Genomic DNA, 23,323 nt, shown 5'->3' with positions numbered 1-23,323 from the left:
ATCAGCCTCCCGTGGCCGCTTGCGCGGCGGGTTGCACGGCGGATTGCGCGGTAGGCGCTGCCGCCTTCTTGGCCGCTTCAGCCTTCTTGGCGTCTTCGGCCTGCTTGGCCTGGGCCTTGCGCACGCCTACGCCCAATTCCTGCAGGTAGGCGACCAGCGCGTCCTCTTCCGTCTTGCCTTCGATGGCCTTGGGTGCGGCCGCGATGTCGGCGTCGGTGTAAGGCACGCCCAGGGCGCGCAGGGCCCGCATGCGCTCGGCCACGTTCTGGCCGGTAATGACCGTCTTTTCCAGCCACGGATAGGCGGGCATGTTCGACTCGGGCACTACCTTGCGCGGGTCGCGCAAGTGGATGCGGTGCCAGTCGTCGGAGTAGCGCTCGCCCACGCGCGCCAAGTCCGGGCCGGTGCGCTTGGAACCCCACAGGAACGGATGGTCGAAGACCGATTCCGCTGCCGTCGAGTACGAGCCGTAGCGCTGCACTTCCGCCGCCAGCACGCGCACTTGCTGCGAGTGGCAGCCGACGCAGCCTTCGCGGATGTATACGTCGCGCCCCATCAGCCGCAACGGGCTGTAGGGTTCGACGCCGGCGACGGGCTGGGTCGTGCTGTGCTGGAAGAACAGCGGAACGATCTGGACCAGCCCCGCGAAGGACACCACCAGGATGCTGGCGATGATCATCCAGCCGATGTTCTTCTCAAGCGTCTGGTGAGAAAAGAAGCCAGGTTTCTTGTTGGCCATGATGTCCTCGTCAAACAGTAGCCGGCGCGGCGGTCGCAACGACCGGCGGGCGAGCGGCGTGGGGATCGTCCAGCGGAATGGCGGGGTTGACCGGTTGCGCGCCGCGCACCGTCTTCCACACGTTCCAGGCCATGACAAACACACCAGACAGGAACAACGTGCCACCCAGCAAGCGGATCAGGTAGTACGGGACGCGCGTCTTCAGTTCCTCGACGAAGCTGTAGACCAGCGTGCCGTCGGAAGCGGTATCGCGCCACATCAGGCCTTGCTGCACGCCGGCGATCCACATGGCAGCGATGTACAGCACCACGCCGATGGTCGCGATCCAGAAGTGCAGTTCGATCGCCTTCACGCTGTACATCTTTTCGCGGCCGTACAGGCGCGGGATCAGGTAGTACAGGGAACCGAAGGAAATCATGGCGACCCAGCCCAGCGCGCCCGAGTGCACGTGGCCGATGGTCCAGTCCGTATAGTGCGACAGCGCGTTGACCGTGCGGATCGACATCATCGAGCCTTCGAAGGTCGACATGCCGTAGAACGACAGCGCCGTCACCATGAACTTCAGGATCGGATCGGTACGCAGCTTGTACCAGGCGCCCTGCAGGGTCATGATGCCGTTGATCATGCCGCCCCAGGAGGGCGCCAGCAGAATCAGCGAGAATGTCATGCCCAGCGACTGGGTCCAGTCGGGCAGCGACGTATACAGCAGGTGGTGCGGACCCGCCCACATGTACGTGAAGGCCAGCGCCCAGAAGTGGACGATGGACAGGCGGTACGAATAGATCGGGCGGCCGGCCTGCTTGGGCACGAAGTAATACATCATGCCCAGGAAGCTGGTGGTCAGGAAAAAGCCCACCGCGTTATGCCCGTACCACCACTGCACCATGGCGTCCTGGACGCCGGAATACGCCGAATATGACTTCCACAACGACACCGGCATTTCGATGTTGTTGAAGATGTGCAGGATGGCGATGGTCAGGATGTACGAGCCGAAGAACCAGTTGGCCACGTAGATGTGCTTGGACCGGCGCTTGATGATCGTGCCGAAGAACACGATGGCGTAGGCGACCCAGACCAGCGTGATCAGGATGTCGATCGGCCATTCGAGTTCCGCGTACTCCTTGCTGCTGGTGAATCCCATCGGCAGCGTGATGGCGGCGGCGACGATGACGATCTGCCAGCCCCAGAACGTGAACGCGGCCAAGGGGCCACAGAACAGGCGGGCCTGACAGGTGCGCTGGACGACGTAGTAGGACGTCGTGAACAGCGCGCTGCCACCGAAGGCGAAGATCACCGCGTTGGTATGCAGCGGGCGCAAGCGGCCGTAGCTCAGCCATGCGGTATCGAAATTCAACTGAGGCCAAATCAGCTGCGCGGCGATAAAAACGCCCACAGCCATGCCGACAATGCCCCAAACCACCGTCATGAGCGCGAACTGCCTCACGATCTTGTAGTTGAAGGTATCGGCCTTGCTTGCGATTGCGGCGCAATCGTTCATCACCCTTCCCCCAAAGTAACAAATAGCTCCAGGCTCAGATGATGGGACTAGTCACACAAGTCGGCGTTGATATGGATCAAGCAGTGGATGGCCCGCAGGGGAACGCGGCGCCCGCGCAACGGAACTGCAAGAAGATGGGCGAATGTTGCGGTCGAGGCGGGCGCGTCGCCCGAACCTGAACCGCGATGCGCAGCGGCTTTCAGCCGCGGCTGGCGGGACCGCTGTCGTCGTCGCGCAGGATGGCCGTGCCGGCGTTGTCGGTGTCGTCGTACTGGCCGTTGAAGACGGCCCACCACAGCGATATGCCGATGGCCAGCACGAACAGCAGGGACAGGGGCAACAGCAGGTACAGGATGGTCATTGCGCGGCTTCCAGCGCGCCGGACGGCGAGAGTTCGCCGGACCAGTCCCGGCGGCACAGGCGCCAGGAGTTATAGGCCACCGCCAACGACGAGACCAGCATGGTAATGGCGGCCAGCCACGGCGTGACCCAGCCCACCAGCGCCAGCGGCGTCATGAGCAGATGCCAGACCAGCGATCCATAGAGGTTCTGGCGGGCCTTGTGGCGGGCTTGCCGCAAGAGTTCGTCCAGCGCGGCATCGGGCATAGACGGGTGCGCCGCCAGCGCCGAGTGCGCCGAAGCCATGGCCGTGGGCACCGCCATCGACATGGCGCAGGGGCAGCTCATGACCAGCAGCGCCACCATCACCGGGATGCTGTGCGCGGGATCGATGTAGGCCCACGCGGCAGCCGCTGCCAGCGCCAGCGCCACCTGCGCCAGGACGAAGCGCGAGGCCAGGCGGTCGGCGCGGGCGCCCAGGTCCAGGCGCTGGGCCTCGACCCGCTGGTGCCGCAGCCCGCCTGCCGCGCCGAAGGACTGGCGCGCGCAGAGCTCCAGGTATCTTGCTGTCAGCAAGAAGGCCACGAACATCGTGACGGAATCGAAATAGACTTCGCCGCGCCCCGTCCAGGTGGCGTGCACGCTGGGGATGAAGGCCGCGACGATGCCAAGCGCCACCGGCACGTCCATGCCGGCGCGGCCGTGGCGCAGGTTGTCGCCCGCGTGGCGCCAGATGGGCCACGCCGAATACAGCACCACGGGGATAGTCAGCGCGAAGCTGGCCCAGTTCATCAGCACGATGGCCCAATCCAGCGTTTCCAGGGCGTCGGCGGGCATGCTGTCGTGCCGCAGGTAGCCGGGCCACGCGAACATCATGACCTGCATCATCGCCAGCCAGGCAAGCGACAGGCGCACCAGCGCGTGGCGGCGCTGCTGGCGGTCGGCATCGGGCAGGCAGCCAGGAACGGCGAAGATCGATTTTGCTCGCATGCGCCGATGGTAACCAGCGCCCTGGCCAGGCGCCTTGATCTGGATCAAGGCCCTTTCCGCCCCTTTCCGAGGCGGGGCGGCCGGGGCCGCCGGCAGGATCAGGGGCGCTGCTGGCGCAGCACGTCCACCACGGCGCGCATCAGGGCGGCCAGTTCATCGTCGGCAATGGTCAGCGCCGGCGTCAGGTAGACGACATTGCCGAACGGGCGGACCCAGACGCCGGCCTCGACCAGCCGGCGTTTCAAGGCCTCGCGGTCGGCGATGCCGTCCAGTTCCACCACACCAATGGCGCCCAGCACGCGCACGTCGCGCACCCAGGGCAAGTCGCGGCAGGGTTCCAGGCCGGCAGCCAGCGCCGTCGACAGGCGTTGCGCCTGCGCCAGCCGGGGCTCGGACTCGAACAGGTCCAACGACGCGTTGGCGGCCGCGCAAGCCAGCGCATTGCCCATGAAGGTGGGGCCATGCATCAGCGCGTGCGCCGGGTCATCAGACCAGAATGCCTCGAAGACCCGGTTGCTGGCCACCGTGGCGGCCAGCGGCAGCGTGCCGCCCGTGAGCGCCTTGGACAGGGTGATGATGTCGGGCCGGATGCCGGCCTGCTCGAACGCGAACATCGTGCCCGTGCGCCCGAACCCGGTGAAGATCTCATCGAAGATCAGCAGCAGGCCGTGGCGGTCCGCCAGCCGACGCAGGCGGCGCAGCACTTCCGGTTCATGCAGCAGCATGCCGCCCGCCCCCTGCACCAGCGGTTCGACCAGGATGCCGGCCAGTTGCGGCCCGCGCGTCTCCAGGAATTGGTCCAGTGCTGCCATCGAGGCCTCGTCGCGCGGCAGGTCGACGATGTCGTGCTCGGCCAGCATGCCCCGGAACAAGCTGTGCATGCCCTCGTCCGGATCGCATACGGCCATGGTGCCGAACGTGTCGCCGTGATAGCCGCCGCGGAACGCCAGAAAGCGGCTGCGGCCGCGTTCGCCCTGGTTCAGCCAGAACTGCACGGCCATCTTCATGGCGACTTCCACCGCCACCGAGCCCGAATCGGTATAGAAGACCCGATCCAGCCCCGGGCCCAGCAATCCGGCCAGCCGGCGCGCCAGGGTCAACGCCGGTTCGTGGGTGAGCCCACCGAACATCACGTGCGGCATGGCGTCCAGCTGCGCGCGCACCGCCTGGGCGATGTCCGGGTGGTTGTAGCCGTGGCAAGCCGTCCACCAAGACGCCACGCCGTCGATCAGGCTACGCCCGTCGGCAAGCTCCAGCCGGCTGCCGTGGCTGCGCACGACCGGCAGCGGCGGCGTGGCTGTCTTCATTTGGGCATAGGGAAGCCAGATATGTGGCTGGCCCTGGGCCACCCAGTCGGGCGTGTGCATGATTGAACTCCGCAAAAACCGGCGGCGGCCCGGCGGCCCCGGGGAGGTTTGTCCCCGAAAACCGCCGCGCGCGCCTCCACTACAATGGCCCGCATTCTACGGCCTGGCGCGGGGCAGCCCCTGCCGCCGGTCGCTGCCGGAACGATTGATGTCAAAGCTGGATTCCCTGTTTTCCTCCGAGTTGGCCCTGGCCGACACCCGCCGCGTGCGACGCCGCCTGCGCACCGCCTCGGCGGCGCCGCCCGGCCGGATCGTGCTGAACGGCGCGCCCGTGCTGAATTTTTCCAGCAACGACTATCTGGGCCTGTCCAAGCACCCGCTCTTGATCGAGCGTGCCCAGGAATGGGCAGCCCGCCACGGGGCGGGCGCCCAGGCCTCGCGCCTGGTCTGCGGCAATCTTGACCTGCACGAGCAAGTGGAGGCCAAGCTGGCGCGCCTGAAAGGCACCGAAGCCGCCCTCGTGCTGGCCTCCGGCTGGCAGGCCAACGCCGCGGTGCTGCCCGCACTGCTGCGCGCCGCCGACACCCGGGGCGAGGTCGAGCTGTATGCCGACAAGTTGAACCACGCCAGCCTGCACCACGGCTGCCAGGCGGCCGGCGTGAAGCAGATCCGTTTCCGGCACAACGACCTGAACCATCTGGAGCGCCTGCTCGCGGCCCGGGCCGCAGAGGGGTCGGATAAGCCCGTCTCCCGGTTCATCATCACGGAAAGCGTGTTCAGCATGGACGGGGATCGGACAGACGTCGTCCGGCTAGCCGAACTGGCCGACCGCTATCAGGCCTTCGTCTACCTGGACGAAGCCCACGCCACCGGCGTGCTCGGCCCTGGCGGCATGGGGCTGGCCGGATTGGCGCCCGGCCGCATCGACCTGGCAATGGGCACGTTCAGCAAGGCGCTGGGCGGCTTCGGCGCCTACGTGGCCGGGTCCCGCGCGCTGTGCGACTACCTGATCAACACCTGCTCGGGATTCATTTACACCACCGCGCTGCCGCCCGCCGTGCTGGGCGCGATGGACGCCGCCTTGGACCTGGTGCCCACGCTGGACGCCGAACGCGCCCGGCTGGCGGCCGCCGGTGACCATCTGCGCGCCGCGCTCCAGGGCATGGGGCTGGACACCGGCGCCTCGTCCACCCAGATTGTGCCCGCCATGGTGGGCGACGAAGGCCGCGCGCTGGCGATCGCCGCCGATCTGGAACAGCGGGGCCTGCTGGCCGTGGCGATCCGCCCGCCCACCGTGCCTGCCGGTACCAGCCGGCTGCGCGTGACGCTCAGCGCCGCCCACCGCGACGCCGACGTGGCGCAACTGATCGCCGGCTTTGCGGCGGTGCTGGCATGACGGACGCCCACGCACGGCCCGTGCGCCCCACCCTGCTGTTCGTGCATGGCTGGGCCTTCGACGCCTCGGTCTGGACGCCGCTGCGCGCCGAACTGCGCGATTGGCCGCATGCAGTCGCCGACGCCGGTTACTTCGGTACGGCCCACACGCCGAAGATCGAAGGACCGGTCATCGCCATCGGCCATTCGATGGGCGTGCTGCGGCTGCTGCGCGGCTTGCCTTCGGATTGCCGCGGCCTGGTGTCGATCAACGGCTTCCCGCGTTTTGGCGCGGCGCCGGACTTCGACGCCGGCGTGCCGCGCCGCATGCTCGACCGCATGGTCAAGCGCCTGTCGGCCGATCCGGCTGCGGTCCTGCAGGATTTCCGCCAGCGCTGCGGCGACGCCTCCACCTTTGGCGAACCGCAGCTAGAAACGCTGGCCCAAGACCTGGAAGCGCTTCGCGATGAAGACCAGCGCGGCGCGCTGGCGGTCCTGCCCGTTCCGCTGCTGATCCTGGCGGGCCAGGACGACCCGATCGTCCCCGCGGCGATGACGCAAGCCGCATTTGGCGGCCGCGCCGGCGACGAACGGCATGAGCGGGAACAGGGCGGCCATCTGTTACCGGTGACGGACGCGTCATGGTGTGCGCGCCATATCGCCGGATTCATTGCCCGACTGACCCAGGCGGCCTGATTGCCTGGCCTGACTGCACGCACCATGACGCAAGCTCCACGCAAGCCGCAAGTCGCCGCCCGTTTCGGCGCGGCCGCGCACCGCTATGAAGACCATGCGCCTATCCAGCGCATCACGGCCGAACGGCTGGCCGGTGATATCGCCCGGCTGCGCCTGCCCCCGCGCCCCCGCATCCTGGAGATCGGCTGCGGCACCGGCCTGCTGACCCAGGCACTGGCCCGCCGGCTGGGGCCGGCCGACTGGACGGTCACCGACATCTCGCCTGCCATGCTCGCCACCTCGCAGCGCGGCCCGGCGCTGCCGGGCACGGCAAGGTTTGAAGTGCTGGACGGCGAATACCCCCAGGCGCTCGCCGGCCCCTACGACCTGATCTGCTCCAGCCTGGCCGTCCAATGGTTTACGGACCTGAACGCCGGCCTGGGCCGGCTAGCCGCGCTATTGGCGCCAGGCGGCTATCTGGCCGTCGCGACGCTGGCCGACGGCACATTCGGCGAATGGCGCACCGCCCATCACGCCGAGGGCCTCGTGGCGGCCACGCCACGCTACCCCGCGCGCGCCGCCATCCGTCCGGCCATGGGCAATTTGGCCGGTAGCGTGCACAGCGAACGGCTGATACAAAATCATCCTGACGGCCTGACTTTCCTAAAGGGCCTGAAAGGCATCGGCGCCACCACGCCCGCGCCCGGGCGGCCGCCGCTCAGCGCAGCGGCACTGCGGCGCGTGCTGGCAGCGTTTGACGAACAAGGAGCCACGGTGACGTATCACCTGGCCTACGGTATGTGGAAAAAAACGACTCAACGCCCCGTCGGGGTTTTCGTGACCGGCACCGACACCGGCATCGGCAAGACGCTGGTGTCCGCCATCCTGGCGCGCGCCTGGAACGCCGACTACTGGAAGCCGGTCCAGACCGGCGTGTCCGAAGAACCCGGCGACACCGACACCGTCGCGCAACTGGCCCGGCTGCCGCCCGAACGCCTGCATTTGCCGGCCTACGTGCTGCAAGCGCCGCTGTCGCCCTGGGCCGCCGCCACGCTGGAAGACACGGTGGTCGACGCGACCACCATCGTGCCGCCGACGACCGACGCCCCCTTGATCGTGGAAGGCGCGGGCGGCCTGTACGTGCCCATTGACGACACGCACATGATGATCGACCTGATCGCCCGCCTGGACATGCCGGTGGTGCTGGCCGCGCGCAGCGGCCTGGGCACCATCAACCACACGTTGCTGAGCCTGGAAGCGCTCAAGCGCCGCGGTATTCCCGTGCTGGGCGTCGTCATGAGCGGCCCGCTGTCGGCGGGCAACAAGGAAGCCATTGAACGCTTCGGCGACGTGCGCGTGCTGGCCGAAATCCCGCCCCTGTCAAAAGTGGACGCCGCCGCCGTCGACGCGCTGGCGCAGACCATCCCGCCGTTGGAAGACTGCCTGGCGGCATTGGGCGGGGCGCCCGCGGTGGCCGGCTAATGAACTGCGGCCACCCCCATCTTGCCAAATTTTGGCAAGCCTCCTAAGCTGTGGGAATGGGCACCATGAATATCTCCCTTCCGGACGCGCTGAAATCTTTCGTTGACGAACAAGTCACGGAACGTGGCTACAGCACCAGCAGCGAGTACGTCCGGGAACTGATTCGCAAGGATCAAGATCGGCTCCAATTGCGGGGGCTGATGATTGCCGGCGCGTCGTCCGCGCAGGGCGTACCCGCCGACGCCACCTATTTTTCCGACCTGCGAGCTCTCGCCAGCAAACGTCTCAAACCTGACGCATAGCTGTGAAGGGAAAGCCCGTCATACCTCGTTTGCAGGCAAACGAAGATATCGACACTGCCATCGCCTATTACTCTGACCAAGCGTCGGAACAAGTGGCACTGGGCTTCATTGATGCGTTGGAGCGTGCGTATTCTCACTTGAGCCGTCATGCCGCGACGGGGTCGTCCAAATATGCGCACGAACTCGATTTACCAGGGCTTCAATCCTGGCCATTGACTCGCTATCCTTACCTGATCTTCTATGTAGATTGCCCGAGTCATATTGATGTCTGGCGAGTCTTGCATCAACAACGGAACATCCCGGCCTGGATGCACGGTCCTGAAGGGTTGTGAGGGGAGCCGCTGCGCGCCAGGACGCCTGCCTCGTGGCATACACCTCCTCATCCCAGCGCCCCCCGTTCCCGCAACGCCGCCAAGCGCTCGGCTGACACCCCCGCCTCCGCCAACACCGCTTCGCTATGTTCTCCGAACGCGGGCGCGGCGCGGGGTGCATCCGGCTGGCTGCGGCCGAACTTGATGGCCTGGGCGAACCCGCGGTAGCTGCCCACCACGGGGTGCGTAAACGTCGTGACCATGTTTTCGGCCTGCACCTGCGGGAAGTCGAACATGTCTTGCACGCCGCGTGCGGCCGCGCAAGGCACCTCTTCGCCGAACCAGGCCTCCCATTCCAGCGCTGTGCGCGCGCGCAGCGCCTCGTGCAGTCGCGGCACGATCTCGTCGCGGTGTTCGGCGCGTTTACGCACCGAGTCGTAACGTTCGTTGGCGGCAAGCTCAGGCAAGCCGGTCTTAATGCACAGCGCCTGCCAGAAATGCGGCGTGTTGGCCGAGATGTACAGATACCCCTCGCCCGTGGGATGGATGCCCGTGATGCCGCCCGAGCGCATGTCGCGCCCGATGTCGCGCGGTTCGCCTTCGGCCCAGACCAGCCTTGCGGACTGCAAGGCCAGCGCGCTGCGCAACAGTGATACGCCCACGAACTGGCCGCGCCCGCTGCGTTCCCGCTCGTACAGCGCCGAGGCCACGCCCGCGGCCACCATGGATGAAGCGTAGTAGTCCACCACCGATCCATACAGGATCTCGGGCGGCCCCTCGGCCTTACCTTGCAACGCGCACATGCCGGTCATCGTCTGCAGCACCTGGTCGTAGCCGGCCTTGTCTTTCAACGGCCCGGTTTCCCCATAGCCGGTGACGGCGCAGTAGATCAGCCTGGGATTGATCTCGGCCAGCTGCTCATAGGCGATGCCCAGCCGGGCCGGCACGCTGGGCCGGAAGTTGTGCACCAGCACGTCCGCCTGCCGCGCCAGATCGTGCAGGACGGCCAGCGCTTCCGGGTTTTTCAGGTCCAGCACCAATCCACGCTTGCCGCGGTTCACGCCAAGAAAGGCGCGGCTTTCGGCATCCAGCGTGGACGGGTACTTGCGCAGGTTGTCGCCGCTGGGCGGTTCCACCTTGATGACGTCCGCCCCCTGATCCGCCAGCAGCGTGCAGCCATACGGCCCGGCGATGTAGGCGCTCAGGTCCAGCACACGGACGCCCGCCAGCGGACCGCCCGGCGATTGCGTTGCCGCCGCCATCATTGCGCGTGCTCCGCGTGTGTCGTCGCGAGCCCAAGCCCGGCCGCCACCCGCAATATCGCCTCGGCACGGCGCAGGAAAGGGCCATCGATCATGCGGCCGTCCACCACGAATGCCGCCACACCCTTGGCAGATGCTTCGCGCGCGGCCTCAACCACACGGCCCGCGTGCGCGATCTCGTCATCGGTGGGTCGGAACGCCGCGTTGGCCAACGGCACCTGGCGCGGATGGATGCAGCTTTTGCCGATATAACCCAGGCTGCGGGCCAGTTGCGCCTCGGCCCGGTAGCCGGCTTCGTCCTCGATATTGGCGAAGGCGGAATCGTAGGCGAACACGCCCGCCTCTGCCGCCGCCAAGCGCAAGGCGAACATGGCATGCTGCACCGCCACTGCCTCGCGGCGGGCGATGCCCGCCGGCTCGAAGAGATCGCCCAGCCCCAACTGCAAACCCGCCACGCTGGGATGCGCCGCCGCCAGGCGGGCCGCCCGGCGCAGCGCACGCGGCGACTCGATGTTCAGCAGCAAGCCGACCGGTTGATCGACGCCGTTGGCGCGGCGCGCCTGCTCGACCGCGCTGGCCGCCGCCACGACGTCGGCCTCGCTTTCCGCCTTGGGCAGGTTCACCAGGTGCAGCCCCGGCCGCACCACGGCCTGCACGTCCGCATGAAACTGCCCGGAATCCAGCGCATTGACACGCACGATCAGCGTCTTGCCCGACGCGGCGGCTTCGGGCGCGGCCAGCATGCGGGCCAGATGGCCGCGTGCTTCGTCCTTGCGCGACGGCGCCACCGCGTCCTCCAGGTCGAACGACAAGGCGTCGGCGGCGCCCGCCAGAGCCTTGGCGAACAGCTCGGGGCGCGATCCGGGTACGAACAGTTTGCTTCTCATGCTTGCACTCTGGGAAAGAGAGTTGATGCGGGGTCGGCGCTTACTGGATGGAGATGTTGCGGTCACGGGCCACCTGCTTCCACTTGGCGGCATCGGTCTCGACCAATTCAGTGAATTGCGGCACGGTCAGCGCAGCCGGCACCGCGCTTTCTTCGGCGAACATGGCGCGCATCTTCTGGTCGTTGACGATGCCGCGGATCTCGGCGTTCAGCTTGTCGACCAAGGGCGCGGGCGTTCCCGCCGGCGCCAGCACGCCCCACCACAGTTCCACCGAATAGCCGGGCTGGCCTTCACCAATGGTGGGCAGCGCCGGATAGAACTGCGACCGTTCGGGCGAGGTCACGGCCAGCACGCGCAGCTTGCCGCCCTTGAGCAGCGAGGCCGTGGATGCGAAGCTGCCGATCACGAAATCAACCCGGCCGCCGGCCAGGTCGTTCAGCGCATGCGACATGCCCTTGTAGGGCACGTGCGTGAACGACGTCTTCTCGCCCCCGGCCAGGATTTCGCTGGCCATCTGGTTGACCGAACCCAAGCCCGCGCTGCCGTAGGTCAGCTTGCCCGGCTCCTTGCGGCCAACGGCCAGCAGGTCGGCCATGGACTGGTAGGGTGAATCCTTGCCCACGACCAGCGCCATCGGGCTTCGCGCCAGCATCGCTACCGGCGCGAAGCTGCGCACGACGTCGTACTTCAGGTTGGTCTGCACGGCCGCATTGGTCGTGAGCGTGGACGACGACAGCATCAGTACGGAGCCGTCCTTCGGTGCGCGGGCCACATATTCCGCCCCGATCGCGCCACCCGCGCCGGGCCGGTTTTCGACGATGACGGTCGTGGACAGGCGCGCGCCCAGCTTTTCGGCCAGCACGCGGGCAAACACGTCGTTGCTGCCGCCCGGCGGGAACGGCACGACCATCGTGATCGTCGCGGGGACGGCGGGCGCCGCCTGCGACGCAGCCAATCCGGGCGCGCCCAGCGCCACGGTCAGGGCCAAGGCGGGCAATAAGGCGGCGCGCAGGCCGGCAAAGGACTTCGTCATGGGGGTCTCCTCGGTTGCGGTCAGGCGGGCGTCCGACGCCCTGCGTGCATGCCGCTTGTCGTTTTGTCTGAAGCGAATACTAGGACGCCCGCCTGGTGATATAAAGCGAGGATTCTTAAAACACTACGTGAGGATTTCTGATGAAGATCGAATCTTTCCGTACGCTCAATGCCGTGTTGCGCGGCGGCAGCTTCGCGGCGGGCGCGGCGGACATGAACCTGTCACCCAGCGCCGTCAGCCTGCAGATGAAGCAGATGGAGGAATACTTCGGACAGCCCTTGTTCGACCGCTCGGCGCTGCAAGTGCGGCCCAACGCCTTTGCGGCGGAAGTCGATGCCGTGCTGCAGGAGGCGCTGGCGCGCCTGGACGAACTGCGCCGGCGCAGCACGCCCGCTGTCGAAGGCCGCGTCCGGCTGGGCACCATCGAACCGCTGCAAGTGACGCTGCTGCCCCCGTTGCTGCGCAAGCTGCGTGAACGCTACCCCCTGCTGGACGTGCGCCTGGTGCGAGGACGCGCGACCGAGCTGACCGAAAAGCTGAAGAAGGGCGAGATCGACGCCGCCATCATCACGCAGCCCGAAACCGGGGGCTCCAGCCGCCTGGCCTGGACACCGCTGTTCCGGGAAACGCTGGTGCTGATCGCGCCGCCCGATTCGCACGAGACGCGCGTCGCCGACCTGTTCCAGCAGTACGAATGGATCCGTTTCGACAAGACCACCATCGGCGGCCGGCTTGCCGCGCGCTATGTCGCGCAGCATGCGCCCCATGCGCGCTGCCGCATCGAGATGCAATCGCTGGCGGCGCTGACGGCGCTGGTATCTGCCGGGCTGGGCGTGTGCGTGCTGCCCGAGCCGGGTCCGAACCTGCTGAACGTGCATCCGGTACGCGTGCTGCCGCTGGGCAAGCAGGCGCCCTACCGTCAGATCTCGTTCGTCTGCCGGCTGACCGACCAGGACAACCGGCTGGTGCAGGCGCTATTGGAAGGCGCGCGTCCATAACGCATCACGCGCATCACGCGCACAACGCGAGATCGGCGTGATGGAACTCAGGCACCACCTTCCAGTCGGGCCATGTCGATAAACGCCCGCAAGGCGGACGACACGCGCCGCTGCCGCGGGTAATAAAGCATGAAACCTTGGAACGGCGGGCACCATTCGTCCAGCAGCCGCACCAGCCGGCCCGACTCCAGGAGCTCGCTCACGTAGTATTCCGGCACGCTGCCGATCCCGATGCCGTCGACCGCGGCGCGCACCTCGGCATGCACGTCGCTTAGCGCGATGCGGCCCGTGACGTCCACTTCGATCGCCACACCGTCTTTCTCGAATTCCCATTTGTAGAAGCGGCCGCTGGCAAAGCGGTAGCGCACACACTCGTGCCGCATCAAGTCGTGGGGATGGCGAGGGATCTCGCGCCCTTCCAGATACGCGGGCGACGCCACGACGGCGGCGCGCAGGCTGGGGCCGATGGGCACGGCCACCATGTCTTCCGGCACGGCCTCCAGCAGCCGCACGCCGGCATCGAAGCCCGACGCCACGATATCGACAAAGCTGTCGTCTTCGCCGACTTCCAGCCGGATGTCCGGGTAGGCCGCCAGGAAACGCGCGGCGAACGGCATCAGCAGCATGTAGGAAGCCGCGCGCGACGTGTTGATGCGCAAGGTGCCGGACGCCGTCCCGCGAAAGTGGTTCATTTCCTCGAGCGCGTCGCCCAGGTCGCTCAGTACCGGCAGCAGGCGCTCGGCCAGCCGCTGGCCAGCGTCGGTCAGCGCCACGCTGCGCGTGGTGCGGTTGAAGAGGTTCACCCCCAGCCGTTCCTCCAGGCTGCGGATGGCATAGCTGACCGCCGAGGTCGACAAACCCAGTTCCTCGCCGGCGCGGCGAAAACTGCTGTGACGGGCCACCGCGGAAAAGGCGGCCAGGTGCGATAAGTTATCGGGCAGCATGATTATGCAAATTCTTCGAATAAAACATGCGGAAATTCTAGCTTGATCCCCTGGTTTCGCCGGAATATTGTGAACGCCTGCTCAACAGAATTTATTCGAGACCGTCATGATCCAAGCCCGAGGCTACGCCGCCCACAGCACCGATACCCCGCTCGTTCCGTTCAGTTTCACCCGGCGCGAACCCGGCGACGACGATGTGCTGATCGACATCCTCTACAGCGGCATCTGCCATTCCGATCTGCATCAGGCGCGCGGCGATTGGGGCAACTCCGTCTATCCGATGGTGCCCGGCCACGAAATCGTCGGCCGCGTCGCCCAGGTGGGCAAGAACGTCACCAAGTTCAAGGCGGGCGACTACGCCGGCGTGGGCTGCATGGTGGATTCCTGCCTGCACTGCAAGGCCTGCCGCCTGAACCTGGAGCAATACTGCGAAGAAGGCGCCACGCTGACCTACAACGACCACGAACGCGGCAACGACCAGCTGACCTTCGGCGGCTATTCGGACCGTATCGTCGTGCGCGAACACTTCGTGGTCAAAGTATCTGACACGCTGGACCTGAAGGCCGTCGCCCCGCTGCTGTGCGCCGGCATCACCACCTATTCCCCGCTGCGCCATTGGAAGGTGGGGCCTGGCCAGAAAGTGGGCGTCATCGGCCTGGGCGGCCTGGGGCACATGGGCGTGAAATTCGCCCATGCACTGGGCGCACACGTGGTGATGATCACGACGTCGGCCGACAAGGGGCGCGACGCCAAGCGCCTGGGCGCCGATGAAGTGCTGGTCTCGCGCGACCCCGAGGCCATGGCCGCGCACGCCGGCACGTTCGACTTCCTGCTGAACACGGTGCCCGTCAGCCACGACGTGAACCCGTACATGGCGCTGCTGGGCTTGAACGGCACCATGGCGCTGGTGGGCGCGCTGACGCCGCTGGACCCGATCCCGGGCTCGAACCTGATCATGGGCCGCAAGTCGCTGGCAGGCTCCGCCATCGGCGGCATGGAAGAAACGCAAGAGATGATGGACTTCTGCGCCGAACACGGCATCGTCAGCGATGTCGAAATCGTGCCGATCCAATCGGTCAACGACGCCTACGAACGCCTGTTGAAGAACGACGTGAAGTACCGCTTCGTGATCGACATGGCCTCGCTGGCCGCGGAACCGGCCGCCGCGTAGCATTCGTTGCGCAGGTGGGGTGAAAAAAAGGGTGCCCGAAGGCACCCTGAATCCACCCTACAACAGCACCTACAACTGCAACTGCAAATCCCTGCTCAGGCGATCAGGCCGCCTTCTGCGCCTTGCCGTGTTCGAACTGGGCCTCTTCCGTCGAGCCGGTCAGCGCGGTGGTCGAAGACTGGCCGCCTTCGATCGTCTGCGTGACGGCGTCGAAGTAACCGGTGCCCACTTCGCGCTGGTGCTTCACGGCGGTGAAGCCCAGTTCGGCAGCGGCGAATTCCTTCTGCTGCAGTTCCACGAAAGCGCTCATCTGGCGGCGGGCGTAGCCGTGGGCCAACTCGAACATGCCGTAGTTCAGCGAGTGGAAGCCGGCCAGCGTGATGAACTGGAACTTGTAGCCCATGGCGCCCAGCTCGCGCTGGAACTTGGCGATCGTCGCGTCATCCAGGTTCTTCTTCCAGTTGAACGACGGCGAGCAGTTATACGCCAGCAGCTTGCCCGGGAATTGACGATGAATGGCGTCCGCGAACTTGCGGGCGTATTCCAGGTTGGGCGTGGACGTTTCGCACCAGATCAAGTCAGCGTAAGGCGCATAGGCCAGACCACGCGAGATCGCCTGGTCGATGCCGGCCTTGGTGCGGAAGAAACCTTCAACCGTACGTTCACCGGTGATGAACGGGCGGTCGTTGTCGTCGACGTCGCTGGTGACCAGATCCGCCGCATCGGCGTCGGTACGGGCCAGCAGCAGCGTGGGCGTGCCCATCGTGTCTGCCGCCAGGCGGGCCGACACCAGCTTGGCCACGGCCTCGCGGGTGGGCACCAGCACCTTGCCGCCCATGTGGCCGCACTTCTTCACCGATGCCAGCTGGTCTTCGAAGTGCACGCCCGCCGCGCCGGCGTCGATCATGGACTTCATCAGTTCGAAGGCGTTCAGCACGCCGCCGAAACCAGCTTCAGCGTCGGCCACGATGGGCGCGAAGTAGTCGATGTAGCCTTCGTCGCCCGGGTTCTTGCCTTCCATCCATTGGATCTGGTCGCAACGGGCCAGCGAGTTGTTGATGCGGCGGACCACTTGCGGCACCGAATTCGCGGGGTACAGCGACTGGTCGGGATACATTTCCCCGGCCAGGTTGGCGTCGCCGGCGACCTGCCAGCCCGACAGGTAGATTGCCTTCAGGCCGGCCTTGACCTGCTGCATGGCCTGGTTGCCGGTCAGGGCGCCCAGCGAATTCACGAAAGGCTCGCTATGCAGTTGTTCCCACAGACGGGTGGCGCCGCGCTGGGCCAGCGTGTGCTGCACGCTGATCGAACCGCGCAGGCGGATGACATCTTCAGCGCTGTAGTCGCGCTTGATGCCCTGCCAGCGGGAGTTTTCAGCCCAGTCTTTCTGCAAATTGCGGATTTCGGTTTCGCGAGTGCTCATGGTGATGCTCCTGGTCAGTGATGAGAAGACTTCAAAAGATTCGCGTCTTGCATTGCGTGAATCGTTGGACAAAGTCTATGCCTCTGCTGCGGAGCAATGCAGGCTTGTGTCTTATAGAAGATGAAAAATGTTTTTCTTTAAAATCATCATCTTATATTCGACGTTTCGCATTATGGAACGATATTGTCATCTGTGAAATGGGCGCTCGTTGCACAGCAGCAGGGACTTTCACATGACGAGACTTACATTTCACAATACGAAAAATCGCCGGTTTTCGGACCGCCTACAATGCCCCCATTCCCGCTGATTCCCTGATTCCGCTATGACCCTGTCTCACGGCCCGCTGGGCCAGAGCGTGGCCTACGCCTCGCAATACGATCCTTCGCTGCTTTTCCCCATCGCGCGTTCGCACAACCGCGCGGCGCTCAATCTGAACGCCGGCAACCTGCCGTTTACCGGCGTGGACCTGTGGAATGCCTACGAGCTCTCGTGGCTGGACGCCAAGGGCAAGCCGCGTGTGGCCATGGCCACCTTCTCGGTGCCGGCCGACAGCCCCAACATCATCGAGTCCAAGTCGTTCAAGCTCTACCTGAACTCGTTCAACCAGACGCGCCTGGTCAATTCGGCGGCCCTGCGCGGCCGCCTGGAACGCGACCTGAGCGCCGCCGCCGGCGCCCCCGTGGGCCTGGACTTCTTCCTGCCGCAGCGCTTTTCCGAATTGCGCATGGGCGAAATGGATGGCATCTATATCGACAAGCTGGATATCGAGATCGATACCTACGAGCCCGCGCCGCAGGTGCTGCGCACCCGCCCCGGGGACGTGGTCGAAGAAACGCTGGCATCGCGCCTGCTGAAGTCGAACTGCCCGGTCACCGGGCAGCCTGACTGGGCCAGCGTGCAGATCCGCTACCGCGGCGCGCCCATCGACCGCGAATCGCTGCTGCGCTATGTGGTGTCGTTCCGCCAGCATGCGGAATTCCACGAGCACTGCGTCGAACGCATCTTCAGCGACATCATGCAGGCCTGCGCGCCCGAGCAATTGACAGTCTACGCGCGCTACACGCGCCGCGGCGGGCTCGACATCAACCCGTGGCGCAGCAATTTCGAAACCGCGCCCCCGGCGGACGTGCGCACCGTCCGCCAATAAGCGCGCCAGCCCCGCCCGCCCTACTTCATGAAGGGCTCGGGCCGGGGCGTGCCGTCTTCGGACGGCGGCAGCACCGGGTACTGGATCACCGGCTGGTCGCCGGTCAGCGTCTTCAGGAACGCGACGATGTCCGCGTTCTCTTCCGGCGTGAACTTGCGTCCCAATTGCAGGCGGCCCATCACATCCACCGCCTGCGTCAGCGTGGTGGCCTCGCCGTCATGGAAGTACGGATAGGTCAGCGCCACGTTGCGCAGCGTCGGCACCTTGAAGTTGAAGCGGTCGGCGTCCTTGCCCGTCACGCCGGCGCGACCCTCTGCCTTGTTGTCGGTCTTGTAGGGCTCGATCAGCCCCATCTTCTGGAATGAATTGCCGCCCACCGCCACGCCGTTGTGGCAGGCGACGCAACCGCTGTTCTTGAAGAGCGTGTAGCCCGCCAGTTCCTTGACCGTCAGCGCGCGGTCATCGCCCTTGAGCCACTGGTCGAAACGCGAGTTCGGTGTCACCAGCGTTTCCTCGAAGGCGGCCAATGCGCCTGTCACCTCATCGATCGTGATGCCGTCCTTGCCGAAGACCTGCTTGAACTCCGCGCGGTAGCCCGGAATCGAATTCAGCACCTGCACGGCCAATTCGTGCGAGGACGCCATTTCCATCGGGTTGGCGATCGGGCCGCCAGCCTGCTCGCGCAGGTCCTTGGCACGGCCATCCCAGAACTGCGCGATGTTCAGGCTGGAATTGAGCACCGTGGGCGAATTGATCGATCCCTGCTGCCACTTGTGGCCGATGGACGCCTTCAGGTTGTCGGAGCCGCCCATGCCCAGGTTGTGGCAGGAATTACAGGAAATGGCGCCCGAGCGCGACAGGCGCGGATCGAAGAACAGCTTCTTGCCCAGCTCTACCTTGGCGGGGTCCTTCACCACGGCCGCCTCGATCGGGGAAATCGGCTCCTGCCGGGGGTTGCCCACCGCGTGGCCCGTCCACAGCCCAAGAACCACGCCCGCCGCCAGCAACGCACTCTGCTTTCTCATGTGCTTTCTCCTGTTGAATAACCACTAATTATTTATGGTTATTACATCGGGAGGGGTGGAGCCCGGCCTTGCGGCGCGTCAACTGCCGCGGCGGGCGCTGAGGGATGCGAAGCCGGCTTGATATGCCGCAACCAGCGGATCAGTTGGCGGGTACGGATCAGTCGAGCGGCGCCTGGGTGCGCAAGTGCGCTTCCAGGAAGTCCACACACGCCCGGACCTTGGCCGACGCGTTCAAGCGGGTGGGATACACCGCCCACACGTTCGCTTCCTGGCGGTACTGCGGCAGCACCTGCACGAGCTTGCCCTGGGCGATCAGCGGCCCGACATCCCACATCGAACGCAGGATGATGCCCCGGCCGTCCACCGCCCACTGCACCACCATTTCACCGTTGTTGGCGGACAAGGGGCCGCGGACTTTCACCGTGTGCGCCTGGCGCCCGCGATGCACTCGCCATACGCCGAAGGGATGGTCGCGTTCCTTGATGACCAGGCAGTCGTGCGCGGGCAGCTCGGCCAGCGTGCGCGGCACGCCGCGTTCAGCCAGATAGGCAGGCGCCGCGCACAGCACGCGATGGTTGCTGGCGATCTTGCGTGCGATCACGTGCGGCGCGATGTCGTCGCCGACCCGCACGTCCAGGTCGTAGCCTTCCGCCGCCACGTCGATCAAGCGGTCGGCGACATCAAAGCGCACTTGCATCGCGGGATGCTGGCCCACGAACGCCGACAGCGCCGGCGCCACCACCCGCCGGCCGAAGCCAAAACTGCTGCATACGCGCAACAGGCCGCGCGGTTCACGCCGCGTGACGCTGACCTCTTCGACCAGATGGTCCATGTCGTCCAGCACGCGCTGCGCCCAGTGATAGACGCGTTCGCCGGCCTCGCTGATAACCACGCGCCGCGTGGTGCGGTGAAACAGCTTGGTGCCCAGGCTTTCCTCCATCAGCCGGATGCGCTTGGTGACGTAGGCGGGCGACATGCCCAGGCCTTCGGCAGCCTTGGAGAAGCTGGAGGCGCGCGCGACGGCGTTGAACACGCGCAGGTCGGCGGGCAGCAGGTCATTATTCACGATATGTGCACAGTCAATTCACAGTATGGTCCATTGTAAATGGCTGGGACCCGCGCCTACCATGGCCGATCTTGTTCTCTCTTCAGGCAATGCTCCCCATGTCCCAAGTTTTCAAAATCGCAGCGATCGCCGGCGACGGCATCGGCAATGAAGTCATGCCCGAAGGCCTGCGCGCCGTCCACGCCGCCGCCAAGCGGTTCGGCCTGGCCCTGCAAATCGACACCTTCCCCTGGGCCAATTGCGAGTACTACGCAGAACACGGCGAAATGATGCCGGCCGACTGGAAAGCGCAGCTGCAAGGCTACGACGCCATCTTCTTCGGCGCCGTGGGCTGGCCCGCGACCGTGCCCGACCATATCTCGCTGTGGGGGTCGCTGCTGAAGTTCCGGCGCGAATTCGACCAGTACATCAACCTGCGCCATGTCCGGCTGTTCGACGGCGTGCCCTGCCCGCTGGCCGGCCGGCGCGCCGGCGACATCGATTTCTTCATCGTGCGGGAGAACACCGAAGGCGAATACACCAATCTGGGCGGCCGCCTGTTCGCCGACACCGACCGCGAAATCGTCATCCAGGAATCCGTCTTCACGCGCCACGGCACCGACCGCGTCATGCGCTACGCGTTCGAACTGGCCAACCGCCGCGAACGCAAGCAGCTGACGGTGGCCACCAAGAGCAATGGCATCGCCATCAGCATGCCGTGGTGGGACGAACGCGCCGATGCCATGGGCAAGCACTACCCCGACGTCAAGACCGACAAGCAGCACATCGACATTCTGGCGGCACGCTTCGTGCTGCAGCCGCAGCGCTTCGACGTGGTGGTTGCGTCCAACCTGTTCGGCGACATCCTGTCGGACCTGGGCCCTGCCTGCACCGGCACCATCGGCATCGCGCCGTCGGCGAACCTGAACCCGGAACGCAAATTCCCGTCGCTGTTCGAACCCGTGCACGGGTCGGCGCCGGACATCTATGGCCAAGGCATCGCCAACCCGATCGCCATGATCTGGTCGGGCGCGCTGATGCTGCAGTTCCTGGGCAGCCAGGACGCGCACGACGCCATCCTGGCCGCCATCGAGCATTGCCTGAAAGACGGCCCGCGCACGCCCGACCTGGGTGGCACCGCCCGCACCGAAGACATCGGTCGCGCGATCGCCGCGCATATCGAGGCCCACGCCTGAAGCCTGGAAAGCAAAAAGCGCACCCTCGGGTGCGCTTTTTTTCGCGTGCCGCTTGCCAGCTGCCTGATCAGGACCGGGCGGCCACGCCACCTGCCATGACAGGATCGGCGCGGCGCGCCTGCACCGCGATCCATTGCGCCAGCAAGGCGGCCACGGCGAACGCCACGCCGGCGCCCACCCATGGGCCCTGGCGCAAACCGGCATCCAGCAGCATGCCGAAGGCCAGCGGCCCCAGCGCCGACCCCACGTCCATGCCCGAATACACCAGCCCGTAGACCGACCCCGTCGACCCCTTGGGCGTCACGCGGCGGATCAGCATGTCGCGCGAAGGCGCGGCCACGCCCGAGCAGAAACCGGCCAGGCCCACCACCGGGGCCGCCAGCGCGGCAGGCACCAGGCCCAGCGCCAGCACCACCAGCGTCAGGCCTGCCAGCATCAGGGCCACCATCACCGTGCGCTCCGTGCGCGGGTTGGCCGACACCAGGAAGCCACCGGCGGCCATGCCCACGGCGGACGCCACCATATAGCCGGACAACGCCGAGCTGGCCAGCACTTCGGACAGGCCGTACAACTGGTCCAGTAGCGGAATCGTGTAGTTCTGCACCGACGACAGCGCGACCGACGTGCAGGCGAAGAACAGGAACGCGCCCCACAAGGCCGGCTTGGACAGCAGCGTGGCCAGCGTGGCCAGCACGCCCTCTTGCGGTTTGGCCGCCGGCTTGATGGTCTTGGCATCGCCTTGGACGTCCGTCTCCAGGCCCGTGGGACCGCCAAGCAGGTTCCGGCCCAGCACCGTCAGCAGCAGCACCACCGCCACCAGGCCGGCGGCGCTATAAGCCGCCACGCGCCAGTCGGCCAGCAGGATGATCGTGGTCATGAACACCGGCGTCAGCGCCCAGCCCAGGTTGCCCGTCAGGCCGTGCGCCGAGAACGCGTGGCCCAGGCGGGACGCCGTGATGCGATGGTTGATGATGGAGTAATCGGCCGGGTGGAAGACGGAATTGCCGATGCCGCCGACGACCGCCGCCGCCATCAGCATGGCGTAGCCGTTAGCCGAACCGATCAGCAGGCCGGACAGCACGAAACACGTCAGCCCGAACCACAGCACGGGCCGCGCGCCGATGCGGTCGACGACGAAACCCGACGATGCCTGGCCGATGCCGGACACCACGTAGAACGTCGCCACCAGCGCGCCTACCCGGGCGAAGTCCAGCCCGAACGCGTTGGCAAGCGACACGTTGAGCAGCGGCAGCACCAGTTGGAAGAAGTGCGACGCGGCATGCGCCACGCCGATGAGCAGGATGGTCTGCCAGTCGCGTCGGCGGACGTCGGCGTCCGAAGGCAAGGTATTCGCAGCGGTGTTCATTGCAAAAGGCCGCGGCAGCGGCAAGTGGCGCGCGCCGTGAGGCGGCGCGCGGGTTGTCTCCGGCAACGTCCGGGCGGCCCGGGCGTCGTGTGCGCGGCGAATGCGGCGGCAAGGCCGGGCCGGATCGTGCCGGCCATCGCTCTTGAACTGTAACGGCGGCCGTCTTGCGCGAGCCGGGCCGCCGTTTGGAAATCAGGATACTGCGGGACTGCTTACAGCGCTTTCTCGCGGATGGCGGGCCAGGCGCGCTGCAGGTAATACAGCATCGACCAGACCGTCAGCACCGCCGCCACAATGATCAGCACGTCGCCCAGCAGCTTGGTGCTGATGCCGTAGACGGGCTGGTTGTACAGCAGGCAGGGAATCGCCACCATCTGGGCCGCCGTCTTGAACTTGCCCAGGCGGTGCACGGCCACGCTGGCGCTGGCGCCGATCTTGGCCATCCATTCGCGTAGCGCAGAAATGGTGATTTCACGGCCGATGATGATCAGCGAGATGAACGCGTCGACGCGGCTCAAGTCCAGCAGGACGATCAGCGCGGCGCACACCATCAGCTTGTCGGCGACAGGGTCCAGGAAGGCGCCGAAGGCCGAAGTCTGGTTCCAGCGGCGGGCCAGCCATCCGTCGAACCAGTCGGTCAGCGCCGCAATGATGAACGCCCAGGCGGCAAAGGTGTCGCGCGTGGGAACCGACATCCAGCTTTCGGGCAGGTAGAACAGCCCGACCACCAGCGGAATCATGGCGATGCGCAGCCATGTCAGGATAATGGGAACGTTAATTGGCATAGTGTCCGTATGCTACATCAGCCG

The 23,323-nt window shown here is 66.1% G+C and carries 23 protein-coding genes; 9 read left to right on the top strand and 14 right to left on the bottom strand.

From position 1 onward, the window contains the following. Position 1: 1 nt before the first annotated feature. From ccoO to AC3WMU_RS01280, 5 genes are all read right to left on the bottom strand, one after another. Positions 2-739: a cytochrome-c oxidase, cbb3-type subunit II gene (ccoO, locus tag AC3WMU_RS01300; protein ID WP_006225696.1), complete on the bottom strand. Its 738-nt coding sequence runs from the start codon at positions 737-739 to the stop codon at positions 2-4. Positions 740-749: 10 nt separating this feature from the next. Next, on the bottom strand, positions 750-2,237 hold the full coding sequence (gene ccoN / locus AC3WMU_RS01295; protein ID WP_006225695.1) for a cytochrome-c oxidase, cbb3-type subunit I: 1,488 nt from the start codon (positions 2,235-2,237) through the stop codon (positions 750-752). 199 nt (positions 2,238-2,436) lie between these two features. Beyond that, complete coding sequence (gene ccoS / locus AC3WMU_RS01290; RefSeq protein ID WP_006225694.1) at positions 2,437-2,598, bottom strand: cbb3-type cytochrome oxidase assembly protein CcoS; 162 nt, start codon at positions 2,596-2,598, stop codon at positions 2,437-2,439. Next, the gene (locus AC3WMU_RS01285) at positions 2,595-3,566 is read right to left on the bottom strand and encodes a P-type ATPase actuator domain-containing protein (RefSeq protein WP_035213540.1); all 972 of its coding nucleotides are present in this window, start codon (positions 3,564-3,566) and stop codon (positions 2,595-2,597) included. Before AC3WMU_RS01285 ends, ccoS begins: the two co-directional genes overlap by 4 nt. A 98-nt stretch (positions 3,567-3,664) precedes the next feature. Next, positions 3,665-4,933, bottom strand: coding sequence for an adenosylmethionine--8-amino-7-oxononanoate transaminase (locus tag AC3WMU_RS01280; protein WP_280026740.1), 1,269 nt, complete (start codon positions 4,931-4,933; stop codon positions 3,665-3,667). Positions 4,934-5,081: 148 nt separating this feature from the next. Here AC3WMU_RS01280 and bioF point away from each other — a divergent pair, with 148 nt between their 5' ends. From bioF to AC3WMU_RS01255, 5 genes are read left to right on the top strand one after another with little or no spacing between them, the layout of a single operon-like run. Next, positions 5,082-6,269 carry an 8-amino-7-oxononanoate synthase gene (gene bioF / locus AC3WMU_RS01275; protein ID WP_006225691.1) on the top strand — a complete coding sequence of 396 codons (1,188 nt, stop codon included), beginning with the start codon at positions 5,082-5,084 and terminating at the stop codon, positions 6,267-6,269. Next, positions 6,266-6,943, top strand: a complete 678-nt coding sequence (locus AC3WMU_RS01270) for an alpha/beta fold hydrolase (protein WP_492281667.1) — start codon at positions 6,266-6,268, stop codon at positions 6,941-6,943. Before bioF ends, AC3WMU_RS01270 begins: the two co-directional genes overlap by 4 nt. 24 nt (positions 6,944-6,967) lie before the next feature. Then, positions 6,968-8,404: a dethiobiotin synthase gene (gene bioD, locus AC3WMU_RS01265; RefSeq protein WP_427937917.1), complete on the top strand. Its 1,437-nt coding sequence runs from the start codon at positions 6,968-6,970 to the stop codon at positions 8,402-8,404. A 56-nt stretch (positions 8,405-8,460) separates the two neighbouring features. Then, entirely contained in the window at positions 8,461-8,706 is a 246-nt protein-coding gene (locus AC3WMU_RS01260; RefSeq protein ID WP_006225688.1) for a ribbon-helix-helix domain-containing protein, read from the top strand. A 2-nt stretch (positions 8,707-8,708) separates the two neighbouring features. Beyond that, complete coding sequence (locus AC3WMU_RS01255; RefSeq protein ID WP_006225687.1) at positions 8,709-9,038, top strand: type II toxin-antitoxin system RelE/ParE family toxin; 330 nt, start codon at positions 8,709-8,711, stop codon at positions 9,036-9,038. 47 nt (positions 9,039-9,085) lie between these two features. On the opposite strand, the gene AC3WMU_RS01250 is transcribed toward AC3WMU_RS01255, so the two are convergent. Genes AC3WMU_RS01250 through AC3WMU_RS01240 form a run of 3 tightly spaced genes read right to left on the bottom strand, consistent with a single transcriptional unit; the run spans position 9,086 to position 12,199 of the window. Beyond that, entirely contained in the window at positions 9,086-10,282 is a 1,197-nt protein-coding gene (locus AC3WMU_RS01250; protein WP_006225686.1) for a CaiB/BaiF CoA transferase family protein, read from the bottom strand. Further along, complete coding sequence (locus AC3WMU_RS01245) at positions 10,279-11,166, bottom strand: HpcH/HpaI aldolase/citrate lyase family protein (protein ID WP_424624891.1); 888 nt, start codon at positions 11,164-11,166, stop codon at positions 10,279-10,281. Before AC3WMU_RS01245 ends, AC3WMU_RS01250 begins: the two co-directional genes overlap by 4 nt. Before the next feature lie 40 nt (positions 11,167-11,206). Then, positions 11,207-12,199, bottom strand: coding sequence for a tripartite tricarboxylate transporter substrate binding protein (locus AC3WMU_RS01240; protein WP_006225684.1), 993 nt, complete (start codon positions 12,197-12,199; stop codon positions 11,207-11,209). 140 nt (positions 12,200-12,339) lie between these two features. Between AC3WMU_RS01240 and AC3WMU_RS01235 the strand changes: the two genes are divergently transcribed. Continuing rightward, entirely contained in the window at positions 12,340-13,197 is an 858-nt protein-coding gene (locus tag AC3WMU_RS01235; protein WP_006225683.1) for a LysR family transcriptional regulator, read from the top strand. A gap of 47 nt (positions 13,198-13,244) precedes the next feature. On the opposite strand, the gene AC3WMU_RS01230 is transcribed toward AC3WMU_RS01235, so the two are convergent. Next, entirely contained in the window at positions 13,245-14,141 is an 897-nt protein-coding gene (locus AC3WMU_RS01230) for a LysR family transcriptional regulator (RefSeq protein ID WP_006225682.1), read from the bottom strand. A 106-nt stretch (positions 14,142-14,247) separates the two neighbouring features. Here AC3WMU_RS01230 and AC3WMU_RS01225 point away from each other — a divergent pair, with 106 nt between their 5' ends. Next, a complete protein-coding gene (locus AC3WMU_RS01225; RefSeq protein WP_006225681.1) occupies positions 14,248-15,312 on the top strand; it encodes an NAD(P)-dependent alcohol dehydrogenase in 1,065 nt (354 codons plus the stop codon). Between the two features lie 103 nt (positions 15,313-15,415). Here AC3WMU_RS01225 and aceA read toward each other — a convergent pair whose 3' ends face one another. Beyond that, positions 15,416-16,735: an isocitrate lyase gene (gene aceA / locus AC3WMU_RS01220; RefSeq protein ID WP_006225680.1), complete on the bottom strand. Its 1,320-nt coding sequence runs from the start codon at positions 16,733-16,735 to the stop codon at positions 15,416-15,418. A 322-nt stretch (positions 16,736-17,057) separates the two neighbouring features. On the opposite strand from aceA, the gene queF reads away from it, so the two are divergent. Continuing rightward, on the top strand, positions 17,058-17,882 hold the full coding sequence (gene queF, locus AC3WMU_RS01215; protein ID WP_006225679.1) for an NADPH-dependent 7-cyano-7-deazaguanine reductase QueF: 825 nt from the start codon (positions 17,058-17,060) through the stop codon (positions 17,880-17,882). 20 nt (positions 17,883-17,902) lie between these two features. Here the strand turns inward: queF and AC3WMU_RS01210 are convergent, their stop codons facing one another. Beyond that, positions 17,903-18,907 carry a cytochrome-c peroxidase gene (locus tag AC3WMU_RS01210; RefSeq protein WP_006225678.1) on the bottom strand — a complete coding sequence of 335 codons (1,005 nt, stop codon included), beginning with the start codon at positions 18,905-18,907 and terminating at the stop codon, positions 17,903-17,905. A 157-nt stretch (positions 18,908-19,064) separates the two neighbouring features. Next, positions 19,065-19,973, bottom strand: coding sequence for a LysR substrate-binding domain-containing protein (locus AC3WMU_RS01205; RefSeq protein ID WP_167390073.1), 909 nt, complete (start codon positions 19,971-19,973; stop codon positions 19,065-19,067). 98 nt (positions 19,974-20,071) lie between these two features. Here AC3WMU_RS01205 and AC3WMU_RS01200 point away from each other — a divergent pair, with 98 nt between their 5' ends. After that, the gene (locus AC3WMU_RS01200) at positions 20,072-21,148 is read left to right on the top strand and encodes a tartrate dehydrogenase (protein ID WP_006225676.1); all 1,077 of its coding nucleotides are present in this window, start codon (positions 20,072-20,074) and stop codon (positions 21,146-21,148) included. 67 nt (positions 21,149-21,215) lie between these two features. Here the strand turns inward: AC3WMU_RS01200 and AC3WMU_RS01195 are convergent, their stop codons facing one another. Both AC3WMU_RS01195 and pgsA read right to left on the bottom strand, forming a co-directional pair. Further along, on the bottom strand, positions 21,216-22,514 hold the full coding sequence (locus AC3WMU_RS01195) for an MFS transporter (protein WP_006225675.1): 1,299 nt from the start codon (positions 22,512-22,514) through the stop codon (positions 21,216-21,218). 212 nt (positions 22,515-22,726) lie between these two features. Beyond that, the gene (gene pgsA / locus AC3WMU_RS01190) at positions 22,727-23,299 is read right to left on the bottom strand and encodes a CDP-diacylglycerol--glycerol-3-phosphate 3-phosphatidyltransferase (protein WP_006225674.1); all 573 of its coding nucleotides are present in this window, start codon (positions 23,297-23,299) and stop codon (positions 22,727-22,729) included. Positions 23,300-23,323 lie beyond the last annotated feature (24 nt).

It is taken from the genome of Achromobacter sp. FW305-C-13, assembly GCF_058783475.1.
The sequence above is the reverse complement of the archived record's forward strand: the minus strand, read 5'-3'. Positions and strand labels throughout refer to the sequence as shown.